This window comes from Anaeromicropila populeti, assembly GCF_900112775.1.
Classification (GTDB): Bacteria; Bacillota; Clostridia; order Lachnospirales; family Lachnospiraceae; genus Anaeromicropila_A; species Anaeromicropila_A populeti.
In genome coordinates this window covers 19,230-35,692 of the sequence record NZ_FOYZ01000006.1, presented here as the reverse complement: position 1 = coordinate 35,692, position 16,463 = coordinate 19,230, and the positions used below count along the sequence as shown (strand labels likewise).

Sequence of the window (16,463 nt, the reverse complement as noted above, 5' to 3'; positions counted from 1 at the left end):
GTATTTTCCATGGTATTTTAGTAAAAATAATTACTTTCCATTGATTTACTGCAAAAAAAACCACATAAAAACTTTCATACCAGTTTCTATGTGGTTATCACTATATATTTTTTATTCTCTCAATGGCAGCTACTGTATTTTCAAAGCTTCCAAATGCAGTAAGTCTAAAATAGCCTTCTCCACTTGGTCCAAATCCAGCCCCTGGGGTACCAACTACATTTGCCTTCTCTAATAAGAAATCAAAAAATTCCCAAGAAGTCATTTGTTCAGGCGTTTTCAACCAGATGTATGGTGCATTCACACCACCAGAAACTGTATATCCTGCTTCTTTCAGTCCATTAAATATAACCTTTGCATTATTCATATAGTATGCAACCTGCTCTTTTAATTGTGCTTTGCCAGCTTCTGAATAAACAGCCTCACCTGCTCTTTGTATAATATAAGGCGCACCATTATATTTTGTTCCGTGACGTCTTGCCCATAAAGAATGTAAAGAAACATCACCTACTTTTAATTCCTTAGGAATTACAGTAAATCCAAGCCGTACCCCTGTAAATCCTGCATTTTTTGAAAAGCTTCTTAATTCAATGGCACAAGTTCTGGCACCTTCACACTCATAAATGGTATGAGGAATATTTTCCTCAGAAATATACGCTTCATATGCTGCATCATATATAATCACAGCACCTGTTTTATTCGCATAGTCTACCCATTCTTGTAACTGAGCCTTAGTAATCGTTGAACCAGTTGGATTATTTGGAAAACATAAATAAATTAAATCTGGTGTTTCCTTTGGCAGCTCAGGCGCGAAATTATTCTTCATAGTACATGGCATATAAATAACATCGCTCCACTTTTCTGAAGCAGCATCATAAGTACCAGTTCTTCCAGCCATTACATTAGAATCCACATATACTGGATATACAGGATCACAGACAGCAATTTTATTGTCTAACCCAAATATCTCCTGAATATTACCTGAATCACATTTTGCACCGTCACTTACAAAGATTTCATCTGCATTTATATCACAGCCACGAGCTTTATAATCTCCATCTGCAATAGCTGTTCTTAAAAACTCATATCCTAAATCCGGCGCATACCCTTTGAAGGTCTCTGCACTTCCCATCTCATCTACTGCCTTATGAAGTGATTGAATAATTGCAGGAACTAAAGGTTGGGTTACATCCCCAATACCAAGACGAATTATTTTTTTATCCGGATTTGCTTCCTGAAAAGCAGCAACCTTTTTCCCAATTGTTGAAAACAAATAACTTCCAGGAAGTTTCAAAAAATTATCATTAATCTTAACCATATTCAGCCTCCCTATTCCTTTTTCACTCCATTGTACCGTATTCCATTTTAATATGCAATATCCATAGTTGATTATTTTTATCTAATATTCCCGCATCATGCTAATAATCATTTCTGCCGTTTCAACCATATTTGTCCCACTGTCCATACTTGTTTTCTGTATGTACCGGTGAGCATCTTCCTCGGACATGTTATTTCGGTCCATCAAAATTGCTTTTGCCTTGTCTATTGTTGCACGATCTTCACTAGACCTCTGTCGGCCAGTATCTTTCTTTTTCCTCTTTCTTCTATTATAATTGAGTGTCATCATCTCAATTGTATTAATAAGATCTCTTGTTTTAATTGGCATGCCTAAACATACAATATCACTATTTACACATTCCTCTAATTTTGTAGGAGATGCAACTAATAACATTTCAAAAGATTTTGGTAAAATATTGTGCAGTTCACTATAATGCATATCACTAAACCGGTAACCGCACAAAACAATTCCTTCATCCAGTTCATTTACTAAAGTAATAGCCTGGGCACCAGTTGTACACACCGCCTGTACCTCATATCCGCTGCGTATTAAAACATTTCTAATATTTTTTGCATCCTCTATTTTAGGAAAAACCACAATAATACTTAACACACCCGATCACCTCCGCCTTCATATTTGATTTCATAAGGTGATCTTTAAATTCTATACAAATATTGTTCCACTTCCCAATCAGAAACGTGCTTACAATATTCATTCCACTCCTCTTTTTTTGTCTCCACATATTTTTCAGCAATATGTTTTCCTAAAACCTGCTGAATAAACGGATCTGCTTCAAATGCTCGTATTGCGGCCTCAAGTGATGTTGGAAGTGCTTTGACATGTTCGTTACCACTTTCCATGCCTTCTCCTAATTTCATCTGATTTTTTATTCCCTCTAGTCCTGCTGCAAGACAAACTGCAATTACCAAATAAGGATTTGATGCGGCATCTGGACTTCTTAATTCCACTCTGGTTCCTTCCATTCCCGTAGAGCAGACGCGAATAAGCGAATCTCTGTTTTTCTCTGACCAGGTTACTGATACTGGTGCATTGTATCCTGGAACCAACCGCTTATAAGAATTCACAATTGGATTATTTATTAATGTCATTCCTTCAATATGGTTCATAATTCCTGCAATAAATGAATAGGCTTCTTCACTAACTTTATTATCTTTACTGGAATCTGTAAAAATATTTTTTCCATCCTTATACAATTTCATTGTTAAGTGCATTCCAGAACCATTCATACCATACTTTGGTTTTGGCATAAAGGTAGCATGATAGCCATGACGCTTTGCAGCAGTACGAACTACCATTTTGAAAGTCATAACATTATCTGCTGTGGAAAGAGCATCCCCATTTTTAAAGTCTATTTCATGTTGGGCAACTTCGTTGGAATGATAGGAACTAATAATTTCAAATCCCATATCTTCTAAAAACAGTACCATTTCACGTCTCACATTTTCCCCAAGATCCAATGGACCAACATCAAAATATCCTCCCTTTTCCGAACTCTGAATCGTTGGATTTCCATTTTGATCTACATCAAACAAGAAAAACTCACACTCAGGGCCAACATCTAAGCTATATCCCATTTCCTCTGCTTCCTTAACAACTCTCTTCAAAGCATATCTGGAATCTCCCTCAAAAGGTGTTCCGTCTTCATTTAAAATATCACAGATTAATCTTGCCACCTTACCCTGCTGTGGTCTCCATGGAAATATAGCAAAGGTATCTAAATCAGGTGAAAGAAAAAATTCCCCGTTGCAGGTATCCTTAAAACCAATGACAGCAGCACCGTCAAAGGTACATTGGTTGTTAAGCACTTTATCCAGCTGGCTTATTGTCACAGCCATATTTTTTAACGTTCCACAAATGTCAACAAATTGCAGTCTAATAAATTCTACATCTTCATCTTCTACCATTCTTATAATGTCTTGCTTGGTGTACTTACCCATAGTCTATCTCTCCCTTAATTAAAATATTTATTATCACAAAAAAGGCATCGGTGATCCGTAAAACCTCCAGACACCTTTGCCCAATTAACACTATATTAGCAACATTACATAACTTTGTCAATTCTTTTGTATACCTGCAATTATATGATCTGAAATTGTTTTAATCCCCAATACACACCATCCTGCATAATATCTTTTGTCACATAATTCACCTGTTCAAAAAGAATAGGATTGGAATTACCCATGGCAATGCTAATCCCCACATACCCAAGCATAGAAATATCATTGGTGCTGTCACCAATTGCTATTGTATGACAATGATCTATATTCAGATGTTTTTCTAAAAACTGAATTCCAGTTGCTTTACTATATCCATGAGGAACTAATTCATAAAAACAGATATCACGATGAATAAATTCAAAGGTGTCTTTATATTTTGCCTCAAATCCTTGAAAATTACTCTCTGGTAATGTCCAAATTGCCAATTTATCAAAGGAAATTTTTTCATCTTCCCACCCCTTTAAAAAACCAGTATCCATGGACTGATGCCTTTCCTTTATATTACCTACTGCCTCACTTATTACCTGATTTCTATAATATATATTCTGGTGTCCTTCTAAAATCCCATCAATATTATGATCCAATAAGTCCACCACAATTCTTTGTGATAATTCATTTCCAAGTGTTCTTTGCAGCAATTCCTGTCCTCTATATTTTACATAAGTACCGCAGCCACAAACATATCCGTCAAATCCAATATCTTTTATACAGGTATCAATAGCTGGAAATGGTCTTCCTGTATTAATAAAAACCATATGCCCATTTTTCTGTGCCTGCTTAATTCCTTCTATGCAAGAAGCCGGAATAATTCCTGAATTCTCATCAATAATTGTACCGTCAATATCAAAAAAAATTGCATATTTTGTCATTTTAATGTCTCCATTCTTTTTCAATGTCATCTATTATAACGTAAGTAGCTTGTTCTTACAAATATTTTTACAAAAATTTTTAATATATTTTATAACACGAAATAGTTGTCTAAACTGCCTTAGTGTACTATACTCTTAGTTAGCTGCTATTTTATATGATTAATGGAGGAAATGATAATGAAAAAACGAATCTTTCTTTTACTATGTTTATTATGTAGTTTTTTTATGTATGGATGTAAAGAGAAAGCAAAATCACCTGACACTACCAGAACAGAAACTCCGAATTCTACCATCCAAGATTTAACAACTCAAAGTCCTGATTTGCTAGAAGCTGGTTTAGGTGATTTGAAAATTTACTATGATGCGTCATGGAGTTTTGATGAAAGCCAAAGTCAAGATGCAAGTTTAGCTTTTACAAAAGGGGAAGCACTTATTGGAATTACCTGTTCAAAAGAAACTTCCTATCAGCATCCTCTGGATATGATTCGTGCATCTCAGGATATTATTAGTACATCTGAAGGTTATGAACTTTTAGAAGAGTCAAAAAAAATAACTGTAAATAATGAAACATGGTATGAGTGTACATATACATTTGGTACTGGAGAGGATAAAAATACAGTAATTCAGCGTTGTTACGGCAAAAATTATTATGCATATTCTATTACCTATACAGCACTAGACTCCAACTATGAGGATTTAAAGGAAGAAGCACTGAAGATAATGGACTCCGCAATTATGGCTGTACCAGATAATGCATTGGCAGAGGAAGAAGCGAAAAAGTCTCTGGTAGGAGAATACGATGCTGGCACTGGCGGTTACGTTGTTCTGAATGCAGACGGTACTTATTATTGGTATAAAGACAGTTCCAAAGATATGAATTATGTCCATTACGGTACCTACGGCTGTGATATTCAGATCGCTTCTCTTAATATTGCTGAAGGCAGTGGTTTTTATGTCTGCCTTTTCCCTGAAAAATATATTATTGATGGGCAAGAAAATGAAATGGGAAGTCCAAAATATGACTATGGTTTTTCACCCAAAACCGACTCCCCAGATGATTTTGAAGTGCTGAACATTACAAATCTTAGTTCTTATATTTTCAAAAGAGTAAAATAATCACTATAACATCTGAAAGCAGACTATCTTTACGTCTGCTTTTAATATTTTTATCACATATTGCAGATTCATTTCTTCATTCTAATATTTGTTTTAAAAGAAGTACAATTTTTCACTATTTTTATGTCGAAAATAGTCGATATATAAAAAGGTTATTTAACCTATAAAAATATTTTGAGAAAGTTCTATTGTACTTTCAAGAGAATGCTAGAATGACTGGAGGAAAAACAAATGAATCGCATTCACAAAATAAACATTTACGCAACATGGATAGCTACTGTATTACTATCAATTTTAACCTACAGTAACGCAGGCAGGTCAGCTACATCCATTGAAATTATTGGCTTTATGTTGATGACCTCAATAATAGTATCCATTATTTATTTTTTACATTTTAACGATGTTATAAAAGGTACTATAATTCTTACCTTATTAGGTCTGGCAACATTAGCAACCTCTATAATAGAAGGAGGAAATGGACAGACTTTTATTGTATCATTTTTTGTTTTAGCAATGGCAACTCTTTATTTTAAATCAGCTGTTATTTGTATTTATACTCTGTTCTATGTACCCGCTTGTATTATAGCTGCCTTTATTAATCCTAAATATATCGGAGGCGATAGTTTAAGTTTATCCTCAGTAAAAATACTTATTTTTACTTATACATGTATGGCAATTTTACTTTTTATAGCTACAAAGCGAGGTGAAAACTTAGTATCCCATAGCAAAAAAGTACTTAATGAAATTCAGGAAAAACAAGAGCAGATAACTAACAATACTGAAATTGCCTATCAAATCTCAGATGAATTATACAATTCAATCGAAGGTATTAAAGCAGCTATGGCTGCTATCACATTAGGATCTGATTCGGTTTATGAATCTTCCAGTCAAATGGCTGGTGCAGCTGAAGAATCAGCTACCTCAATTGTCAATATAAATGACAAATTTTCAGAGGCAGATGATCAGTTGAAAATAAATGTTCAGCATGCCACTTCTTTAGCAGATAACTTTTCTACATTAACTAAAAATGTTTCTAAGGGGCAATCTGGAATCCAAGATGTTCAAGCTTCAATGAATAATATTGACAGTACGATTTCAACAGCTAATAGTGCTACCAAATATTTATTAGAACAAATGAACCATATTCATTCCATACTTGAAGAAATCAGTGCAATTGCAGTACAAACAAATTTACTTTCCTTGAATGCCTCCATAGAAGCTGCTCGAGCTGGCGAGCACGGGAAAGGATTTGCCATCGTAGCGAATGAAATTCACTCTTTGGCAGAACAAAGCAAACGGGCTTCGACTAATATACAAATAATTTTAGATCAATTAACAACTACAACAAAAGAGGTATCTGATAAAGTATCTTCTGGAGCAGGCTCTGTATTGAACGGAAAAGATAAAGTATCAATTCTCGTACAATTTTTTCAATCCTTGCAGAATACTGCAATTGAATGCAATACTTTAGTACAAAACGAATTTTTAGTTATGGAAAATATACAAACACATTTTAATGAAATACGTAATGAATTAGAAATGGTTGTTGCTACATCAGAGGAAAATTCAACTATGATAGAAAATATTTCAGAAGCAGTATTAGAGCAAAATGGATCTGTAAAAAAGGTTTCGGAAAGATTACTTGAAATCATTCAACTTTCCAGTAGGTTAAAAGAAAAATTATAGTATAAATATCTATTTTTTTCTTTATATTTTGACACATTTCTATGGCTTCCGACATATATTGTACTATAGATAATAAAAATTATCTCAACACAAATATTTAGGAGGTCTTTATTATGTGTAATCAAATTAATCCAAACCAAAATTGTAGAAGAAACTGCTGTCCTCTTAGAAATTGCTGCCGTCCAGCTCCTTTCGTAAATGACTCGAATGTTGTACCTGGAAATGACAATACCTTTAATGGTGGCAGACGAACTGATATTGAAACTAATTTCATTGGAAATGACGACAATACCATTATCCGCAATGATAACAATACTATAAATCGTACTGACACAGACATTAACACAAGAATCCGAAATGACAACGATGACAACACCATTATTCACAACAACAATGATGACAACAATAACAATAATAACGTATCCTTTGGACCTCTTTCACCAATTACTGAAATTTCCGTAAACGACATCAATATTATATTTGTTCCTGTTCACGCTGACATCGATACGTCCAGAGCATATTCATTAGGACTTCTCTCTTCAGCAGCCAGCGGAGACAGCCACTCAAAAGCAGAAATTGAAAGAAGCGCAGCTATAGTAGATGACATTGCCACTGCCCATGGCGGAAGTATTGCCGGCAATATTGATTTAGAAATAAATCGTAAAAGACGCCGTCCTCCAATTCCGATGATTCCTGGTGGCGGCGGTGCTCCTGGCCAACAACCACCTGAACCAGTTGCTGCACAAGAAGCTGAAAATCAACAATTGACAGAACAAGATGCTGCTTTTGCCACTGCCATAGAAGATTTTGTAGCTAAACACATTGAAAGTGCGAAGCAGGCAAGTCTGAACCTTGTAAAAGTTGACAAAGAAGTATTAACCCAGATATTAAATAAAGTCTTGGTTACAAAAGATTAGTGTTACAAAGGCTGTACCCAGATGGTAGTCACCACCTGGGTACAGCCAGTTATTCCATACGTTTTTTACATAATATTTTTTAGAAATAGAAAGCCAGTCAAATAAATCCCCAATAGCAAAGTACTTACAACGGTTATCAATCGGTCAGCCCACTGATGCTTATTGGAAAATTCAGCCATTATTACAAACATAGGAATTGCACAGGACATATATCTTCCTCCACTAATTAAAAACGAAAGAGAGTAATTTAACATAACATACATAAGCAAAAAGGTAACATATACAATGTAATGTTTCTTTAATCCGTATAAAATACATCCTACAGCAAAAACAAAAATAATGAATTCAGGAAGAAAAATAGCCACACGGCTTAAATGGTCTACGTCTTTAGCAAAAGAAGACTGCATAATAAGCCCCAGTGTATTTTTCATATACGTACTGCCCTGAAACCAATGTTCTCTTTGATATTTTACAAATGCAAAGGGATTTCCTGTAACCTGCTTATTAATAAACAAATAACCAGCAGTACCAGAAACCGCTAAAAACAAAAAGGTCACTTTATCCACAAAAAATACCGCTAATTGTTTCCACTCTTTTCTCCAAATAAAAGCGACTGGTTTATAATAAATACACATTTCAATCCCTGCTGCCATTACCACCAATAATCCTGCCATACGTGACAAACAACATAATGCTGCACAGACTGCCATTCTTCCCCATTGGTGCCTTCGGATATAATATAGAGCAGCTGCACAAGTCATAAAAAAGACACTTTCCGTCATCATTCCGCCAAAGAAAAAGGAAAATGGAAAAATAGAAAGATAAATCACCGCTCTTTTTGCAATTTTTTCTCCATAATCATAACAAACCAGACGATAAAAATAACAACATCCAATAGCATAGGATATGAAGGATACCACCAAAGCACTTACTTCAAAGTCTGGTATTATTAAGTGAAGTAATTTAACCAAATATGAATATAGTGGAAAAAACACTAAAAACAGTGGCTCTCCGTTTTCAAGATACCCGCTGTATCCAAACTCTGCTATTCCCAAATAGTGTCCAGCATCCCACCTTCTCCAATGTTCTATTACTTTAGAAAAATTCAAAGATAATGAACTATCCGAATAGAATAACCTAATGGCAATAACACTAATAAAGAATAGGAAAATTCTCCATAATAAAGCAAAACTAAAAACTTTTGCAACTGTAGGCCATTTCACCTCGGAATCACTTTGATACTGCGGTTCTAATCGAAACAGTTCTTTTACCCATTGGATTAGAGCTGATATTGCTTTCTTCCCTTTACCTTCTTCCTGCCATTCATCTGGCTCCTGCCCCATCAGACTCTCACTCTGCTGCTGAACTTCCTTTTCTTTGACAAAGCCAGAAAGAGCACATATTTTTAAAAAAACAATTCCAACTGTAACATAGACTAACCCACTTAATAATAACGCAACTACATTAATCATTTAAACAGGCCACCTCTCTACTAGTCAAAATGACCGCCCCCTTATTAAAATTTCATATATTTATTAGTTACCATTTTATAGTACACGCCGAAAAGTGTCAATTTTTTCTTAAATAAAATCCATTAAACCATTTTGGTTCCTTCTCATACGAAAACTGACGAAATGTTCTTCTTCTTCCATACAAAAATAAATATTATTGTCTTTTACAAACTGCATACTTTTCCCAGGATAATTCTTGTAAGTATGTCCAGGATAGACCAATACAGAATCCTCCACAAGGTGTTTCACTTTTGTTACACTTTGATACATATCGTTAGCAGAACCGCCTGGCGTATTGCATATGCCGCACCCTTCAATAAAAATAGTATCGCCCGTAAAGAAACTATCTGACAATAGGAAACATGTACTGCCTTTAGTATGGCCTGGTGTAACAACACAAGTTATAGTTGTTTCACCTAGTGTTAATGCTTCCATGTCCTGAAAAGTCTGAAGATTATTGCATTGATACTGATAGTATTGAACCTCCTTTTCAGAAACATACACATTGCAGTTATATTGGTCTGCAATTTCATTTACATTACGTATATGATCTGGATGAGTATGCGTAATCAGAACCATTGTCAACACAAGTTCCTTTTCCAGCACTATGTCCCGAATCTGCTTCATTGTCCCTCCTGTGTCAACAATTGCTGTATGCCTTGTTTTCTTATCCATAATCAGATAAACATTATTCTTTGTTATGCTCTGATCCTTTATTGAAAATACTTCATATGTCATATGTTTTTCATTGTATTACCACTTGTAATACTTCCCTCCTCCTTAGCTTTATTTCTTTACAGATCGAATGCCTCCATTAATTCCTGATTTTCCCAGAGCCGCTTTACAGGTATTTTGTGTATACTGATCCATGATACAAGCTCCCATAAACACAGGCTGTTCAAATAGGCAATTAACAAATGTACACCTTTTAAACGTACAACTATTAAAAGTGCATTTTGCAAAAATAGCCTTTTCAAATTTTACATTGTTAAAATGAACCCTCTCAAAATTACAGTTTTTTAATGTCATATTTCTATAGGAAAACTGATCCACTGTAAGCTGCTTTAAAACCACCTTACTCCATGTCCCCTTAATGACTGTGCACCGACAAAGCCGTACAAACTGAATTTCCACTTCTTCCCAGCTGCAATTATCAAAATCACTATCCTTTAGTACAATATCCCTAATATGTAATGCTTTCCATACTGTATTAACAAATCTGGTATATTCAAAAATACTTCCCCGTAAATGTGTCTCTAGTAAAGTACACTGTTCAAAATACGCTTCATGAAAATTACACAACTCAAGCACTGAACCAAAAAAATCACATTTAGTAAACTGCTTTCCCCGAAAATCCAAATAGGATAACGGGTGCTTCTGAAAAATAATATCCTGTAAGACTCTAAGATATCCTCTACGCTGTTCATCATTCCAAAACAAACGCATTCCTCTTACAAACGCAGTTATTTTTTCGTAATAGCCAGGAGCAAATTTATTGATTGGCGGTATCTGAAATATTTGATTTGTAAGAATTAGGTGATTGACATAAATACAGGTAATTCCTTCTTCAACAAATTGAACTGCATTGATGTGATTGGAACACTCTTTTCTGGTACAAGACATATTTCCATTTAAGAAATCATCAAATACATTCACTACTGACTCACCAATTCTAACTCGTTCCTGATCCGTATCATAAAAATACTTTAGAAACTCTATTACCTCATCTCTTAAAAATAATTCATTTAAGAGCAAGGTATACTGATCTAATCCATTTTCTTTACTATTAATGGCTTTCAAAGTTTTCCATATCCACTGTGCCGCAAAAAATTCCTGTATTGATTTATGTACAAATTCCATTTCAGCCTGCCCCTCAATAATATAAACAGACCCATAAAAAGTACTGTCAAAGGGTCCTACCCCATTATCTAGTGCTTCCTCTTTGGACATTCTCAAAACTTCCTTCTTCTGCATTGCCAGGGCAAGCCTTTGTGCAATCTCATAATCCTCCTCCAGCTGCTGCTTCTTAGAAGGTGATTTGTCCTCCTTTAAGTTGGCAAATACCGTATCATACAACTGTCCAATTGATTTCAATGATGAAACATCAATATTCTGGTTGGCTATAATATAAAGCATAATTGGGATTCCCACAATATCCATAAAATCCATGGATTCCCTGGCTGTCTGTAGAATTTGATGTTTTGTCTCTTCGCTTAACGCTTCCCCTCTTTTAGCCTTATATTTATTTAACCACTCTTCTATTTGAGCCGTATTGAATTTCTGTAATGCAAAAGTTTCATAATGAACTGTAATATTAATTTTTTCCAAATACCGGGGTCTTGTAGTCAAGATAATCCTATACTCACGCTCTAGAAAAAATTGTAAGTGGGTATCAAACAGCACAGGATCTAACCGGCAGCAAACTTCATCAAACCCGTCCAGAATCAGTGTCTTTCCCCAATCATCTTCCTCCAGATGAAAGGATTTTAAAATATTTTCTTTGAAATCAATGGTTTCCTCCACTGACAAAAAGTCTTTTAACGGCTTATAATAAATATCTTTTTCTATGTAATGGATGGAAAGCCTTGCAACCAGACTACTTTTCCCAATTCCTGCGTCCCCCTCTATGAATAGAAGAAAACCATCCTTTTTATTCAAATACTCTTCTATAACAGATAAAATTTTTCTTTCTCCATATCTTACTGGATATCCGTGTTGATTCAACGGGCTGGCAATCGGCTCTACATAAACATCCTCTAAAGTAATGCCCTCTCTTTTATCCAAAAAAAGACTGGCACCAAACTTCCGCTGATAAAACTGTGCCGTCTTGTTATCCCATTTCTCGTCATTCCTGCTGCATTCCTTTTCTGCACAAGCATTTTCAACCGCTGATAACCTTCCACTTACAGCTACAACTGTATCCTCTAATAAATTAATCTTTTGAAGAAGGTAAGCTTCACTGGGTGAAAATTTCTTTACCAAAAAGGCTTCGATCAATTTTCTAGAAACATCTAGTATTGTATCGACCACTTTTTTCTGAGGTTCTGTCACAGCTCTTGAAAGCTGATACGCCTTTTCCTGAATTCTCTTATATTGTTCTCGTAATACACCTGGTTCTGTAATAGCAGTTAATTTCCATAGGCTATAAGCGATACCATCATACTTTGCTCTCAATGGTTCCAAATCGATACTGTCTATTTGATAGTCTGCTTCTTTTATATTTCTCATAAAAGAGGTTTCAAAAAAATCATCAAATATTTTCTGAATACTTCTTTTATCCTTCTCTTCCAAATAACACTGCTTTAATGGATCCTTTACCTTACCCAGGCATTCTGCCACCACATCATCAAAAACAAAACCTAACACAATAACTCACCCTCTGTACTTTTCATTTCTATTTCTATATTTTATCCTACTATTTGCATTATTACAAGAAATAGTTTTCTCTACACAATTTCAAAATTATATGTTATATTTAAAATAAAATACCACATAGGAGATTAATATTATGATGATAAAACTAAAAAAGGAACCCTTCCTTTTATTTTTTGTTCTTTTGCTGTCTATGATGACCTTAATCTTTAATATTGGGGTAGAACCTCGCATAATTTATGTTTTTCTAAAAACCTTTACCAGTCTTTTATTTGTAAGCTTAATCGTTATCAGCTATCTTGCTGTTCCCTGCGATAAAAACTATTTTATTACCTTATTGCTTGGATTCATTTTTGCTCTATTTGGGGATTTCTTTTTGGCAATTAATAATAACTCCATTTTTTTTATTTTGGGAGTTGCAAGTTTTGCAATTGGACACATATTTTATTCCATCAGTTTTTACCGTTTTACTAAAATCAATCAAATTCAGCTCATTGTTTTCGCAATACTTGCAGTTTTTACAATTACATACATTACCGTAGTTGACGGTTTTGAATTTGGTTCCATGTATCCACTGATTGTAGCCTATACACTAATTATTACTTTTATGACAGGAAGTGCTGTTTCTCTGATAAAACATTATCACTCCTTCCCTTGGGCTGTTATGACAACTATCCTTGGAGCAATTATGTTTTACATCTCAGATCTGATATTAGTACATGTTTTTTATTATAACAACAGTCCATTTATTCTGGTACCGCTTAACTTATTAATTTATTATACTGGACAGGGAATTCTCGCATTAAGTGTAATGAATGGTTTTAGAAAAAAGGACATATTGCAGTAAGCCTGGTGCTCTGCAATATGTGTTTTTATTGAAAACGTATTTCTGGATAGTAGCAGGATAAACCCATTTTGCAGATTGCCTTTCGACTGTTTGGAAAAGCCATTTCTTCTAGAAATTCCTCTTCTGATTCACATTTTTCTGCTATATCAATATTTTTTTTCACAAATGCAATATCATGACAAATTGCTTCCCACTCATCTGACCGTCCTACAATTTTACAGGCTGCAATTCCCATCTTTACAAACTGATATAACGCACATAACCCACAGGCATCCTGGTGAAAAAAATGGTTGTAGATAAAATTATTCCATTCTGTATTATGCAGCGGCTGAAATCCTTTCTCATTCGTAAGAACTTCCTTTTTACTGTTACGGAGGCTGCTGCAAATTGCACACATTTCCTGACGGTGAAGTCCAAGACAATTAGAATCCGAAAAAGAACAGCCGTTTCTCATCATAAACACTTCATATTCCATATCTGGTAATGCAGCTGAAATTGTTCCGATTTCCTCAACTAAAAGATCCCGCGGCAAAATAATTCGTTTTGCTCCACGTTCTTTATAGAATTTTACAATATCTGAATTATATACTCCACTTATCGTGCTAACCACAGCAGCTACTCCCGTTTCTCTCGCCAATTCCATCAGTTCCATGCAAGAAACAATGACACCATCTACTCTTGTTTTTTGAAGCCTGGTAAAATATTGGCGGATAAATTCCAGCTGTTCACCTGAATACATACTGGAATTGAAGGTTACGTAAATCATAATTCCTTTATTTTTTACCTCTTCTATTATTTCCAGTATTGTATCAAAGTCAAAAGGATTTGCATCCTCCTTATACCCTGTTAACCGATTAATATCTGCATAATCTCCAAAGCGCTCTACCCATGCCTTATCATAAAAGCCAATATAAAACTCTCCTGCACCTGCTTTCAGATAATCGTCAATATGTTCCCTGTTATTAAGGGGTACTAATACCTTCATTGAGCCACCTCCCATTTATAAGGAAAATAAATAACTCTTATCTGATCGGTTCCCACTATTTTACATGATTTATTCCAAAAGTAGATTGTCTTTCCAAGCCGCATCCATTTGTATTCATCGTCAAAATGATAACGAATCAGATTTTTCATACATTCATTCTGACACTGGATATTCGGCCGAAACTTCTTTTCTAGTTCTACTGGAATGGAGGCAAATTCACAAATATGTCCTACTGTCATATAACAATATGGAAGATGTATTCCGATTTGAATTTTTTCTGGTTTCGCGCTGAAATCAATGCCTTCATGAGTAGGATCAAACTCCATACCCGTTATAGGGTACTGTTCCAGCAAATTCAATAAATAACCTGTAAATATTTTGGGAGCCAGAATCTGATGAAAATATTGTTCATATCTCGGATCTCGGTAATCCTTCATAAACAGCCTCCCCAAATTCAAGTTCACCTGATAATTCTTGCTCACAAAATCCAGCATTCCAAAATCATTTACTGTCATTTCATCCAAACAATTCTCACAGAAAGCAGCAAACTCCTTTATTTTATCTTTTCCTCTATCTAGATTTCTTTCTGAAAAGGTGGGAATTACTAAAGTCAATTTTATCCCCTTTCTCATACAAGCTTCTGCCAGACTGCTAACAATTTTGTTTGTAATATGCAAAAAATGCTGTCCACAAAAGGAGGAACCAAAATAAATTCGCTGGCAGTTTTCTTCGCCTTCCTCTTTCAAACAGTGTTCAATTGCATCATCAAAGTTTACATACTTCTCATACAAATTCTGAATCATCTCACAGAAATTTAAACAATAATCCTGTCTCATTGCCATAGTCTCTCCTTATGATACAATAACTTTTTTGGCAAAAATCATAATTACCTTTAATCCCTATTCTTTCCTGTGTCTGTAAAAATATTCATGTTATTCATTCTTATATGTTTTTTCTAAATTGCCCAGGTGTCACTCCAAATTTTTCTTTAAACTGCCGCATAAGATAATTTTCACTACTGTATCCACACTGTTCGGCAATTTTGTCCAATGTCATGTCCGTAGTCTGCAATAAAAACTTCACTCTTTGCAGTCTGCTGTTAATAATATCTGTTGTAGCACTTACACCAAATGTATTTTTGTAAATATGCTGGAACCCTGATCGGCTCATGGAATGTTCTCTGGCAATTTCGTTAATGGACCAGCTTTTTTGTGGCATATTGAAAATCTCATTTCTAATATGCTGCATACAGTCATAATGTCTAGAAGCACTTCCAGACTCTGGGATGCAGCAAGAATTAACTCTCTGACTTAATTTGTAAAAAAGTGTTCTTAAATACAAATCCATAAGTTCTGGCTTATAGAGTTCATTTGAATAAAACTCATACGTCATAGTCCGGATAAACGCTGATAAATCAGATATTATACTTAATTCTGTTACTGTATTAAATGGTATGTTCAATTCTTGAAAGAACTGAACATCCTTCTCGTCTGCAACAAAATGAAACCAGTCATCGATGTATATTTCACCATAGGTTTGATAATATTGTGGAGTATCTTTACTATACAAGATAAATGAATTTTTCTTTGTCACTATCTTCTGTCCATCTTTCATAAAAACAGCTGGAGTTTTAATAAGAAGAAACAACCAGCTATCCACTCCATTGGGCCGGTTAATCACAAATTTACTATCGTGTGGATGATTATATCCTATACATTTTATTTCCATTACATTCTCTCCTGGTTTTGTCCTATTCTTGCACATTTGTGCAGTACGATCAACACAATATTACATTGTGCTATCTAT

At 34.7% G+C, this 16,463-nt stretch carries 14 protein-coding genes; 4 read left to right on the top strand and 10 right to left on the bottom strand.

All coding sequences use genetic code 11. From position 1 onward, the window contains the following. Positions 1-100: 100 nt before the first annotated feature. The 4 genes from BM305_RS08700 to BM305_RS08685 all read right to left on the bottom strand — a co-directional run bounded on the left by BM305_RS08700 (position 101) and on the right by BM305_RS08685 (position 4,223). The gene (locus BM305_RS08700; RefSeq protein WP_092560315.1) at positions 101-1,315 is read right to left on the bottom strand and encodes an LL-diaminopimelate aminotransferase; all 1,215 of its coding nucleotides are present in this window, start codon (positions 1,313-1,315) and stop codon (positions 101-103) included. A gap of 81 nt (positions 1,316-1,396) precedes the next feature. Further along, positions 1,397-1,948, bottom strand: a complete 552-nt coding sequence (locus BM305_RS08695; protein ID WP_092560314.1) for an ANTAR domain-containing response regulator — start codon at positions 1,946-1,948, stop codon at positions 1,397-1,399. 44 nt (positions 1,949-1,992) lie between these two features. Then, positions 1,993-3,294 carry a type I glutamate--ammonia ligase gene (glnA, locus tag BM305_RS08690; protein ID WP_092560313.1) on the bottom strand — a complete coding sequence of 434 codons (1,302 nt, stop codon included), beginning with the start codon at positions 3,292-3,294 and terminating at the stop codon, positions 1,993-1,995. Positions 3,295-3,434: 140 nt separating this feature from the next. Next, entirely contained in the window at positions 3,435-4,223 is a 789-nt protein-coding gene (locus tag BM305_RS08685) for a Cof-type HAD-IIB family hydrolase (protein ID WP_092560312.1), read from the bottom strand. 177 nt (positions 4,224-4,400) lie between these two features. On the opposite strand from BM305_RS08685, the gene BM305_RS08680 reads away from it, so the two are divergent. The 3 genes from BM305_RS08680 (at position 4,401) to BM305_RS08670 (ending at position 7,942) form a co-directional block, all read left to right on the top strand. Beyond that, positions 4,401-5,339: a hypothetical protein gene (locus tag BM305_RS08680; RefSeq protein WP_092560311.1), complete on the top strand. Its 939-nt coding sequence runs from the start codon at positions 4,401-4,403 to the stop codon at positions 5,337-5,339. A 231-nt stretch (positions 5,340-5,570) separates the two neighbouring features. Next, positions 5,571-7,025 (top strand): methyl-accepting chemotaxis protein, encoded by a 1,455-nt coding sequence (locus tag BM305_RS08675; protein WP_092560310.1) that lies wholly within the window; start codon positions 5,571-5,573, stop codon positions 7,023-7,025. A gap of 113 nt (positions 7,026-7,138) precedes the next feature. After that, complete coding sequence (locus BM305_RS08670) at positions 7,139-7,942, top strand: hypothetical protein (RefSeq protein WP_092560309.1); 804 nt, start codon at positions 7,139-7,141, stop codon at positions 7,940-7,942. 65 nt (positions 7,943-8,007) lie between these two features. On the opposite strand, the gene BM305_RS08665 is transcribed toward BM305_RS08670, so the two are convergent. The 3 genes from BM305_RS08665 to BM305_RS08655 form a co-directional block, all read right to left on the bottom strand. Continuing rightward, positions 8,008-9,414, bottom strand: coding sequence for an ArnT family glycosyltransferase (locus BM305_RS08665; RefSeq protein WP_092560308.1), 1,407 nt, complete (start codon positions 9,412-9,414; stop codon positions 8,008-8,010). Positions 9,415-9,522: 108 nt separating this feature from the next. Next, positions 9,523-10,191 carry an MBL fold metallo-hydrolase gene (locus BM305_RS08660; protein WP_092560307.1) on the bottom strand — a complete coding sequence of 223 codons (669 nt, stop codon included), beginning with the start codon at positions 10,189-10,191 and terminating at the stop codon, positions 9,523-9,525. Positions 10,192-10,239: 48 nt separating this feature from the next. Further along, complete coding sequence (locus tag BM305_RS08655; protein ID WP_092560306.1) at positions 10,240-12,819, bottom strand: pentapeptide repeat-containing protein; 2,580 nt, start codon at positions 12,817-12,819, stop codon at positions 10,240-10,242. Between the two features lie 142 nt (positions 12,820-12,961). On the opposite strand from BM305_RS08655, the gene BM305_RS08650 reads away from it, so the two are divergent. Next, the gene (locus tag BM305_RS08650; protein ID WP_092560305.1) at positions 12,962-13,672 is read left to right on the top strand and encodes a lysoplasmalogenase; all 711 of its coding nucleotides are present in this window, start codon (positions 12,962-12,964) and stop codon (positions 13,670-13,672) included. A 25-nt stretch (positions 13,673-13,697) separates the two neighbouring features. Here the strand turns inward: BM305_RS08650 and BM305_RS08645 are convergent, their stop codons facing one another. The 3 genes from BM305_RS08645 to BM305_RS08635 form a co-directional block, all read right to left on the bottom strand. Then, the gene (locus BM305_RS08645) at positions 13,698-14,657 is read right to left on the bottom strand and encodes a peptidase U32 family protein (protein WP_092560304.1); all 960 of its coding nucleotides are present in this window, start codon (positions 14,655-14,657) and stop codon (positions 13,698-13,700) included. Then, positions 14,654-15,499 carry a hypothetical protein gene (locus BM305_RS08640; protein ID WP_092560303.1) on the bottom strand — a complete coding sequence of 282 codons (846 nt, stop codon included), beginning with the start codon at positions 15,497-15,499 and terminating at the stop codon, positions 14,654-14,656. Before BM305_RS08640 ends, BM305_RS08645 begins: the two co-directional genes overlap by 4 nt. 100 nt (positions 15,500-15,599) lie before the next feature. Continuing rightward, positions 15,600-16,385: an AraC family transcriptional regulator gene (locus BM305_RS08635; protein ID WP_177214641.1), complete on the bottom strand. Its 786-nt coding sequence runs from the start codon at positions 16,383-16,385 to the stop codon at positions 15,600-15,602. Positions 16,386-16,463: the final 78 nt, after the last annotated feature.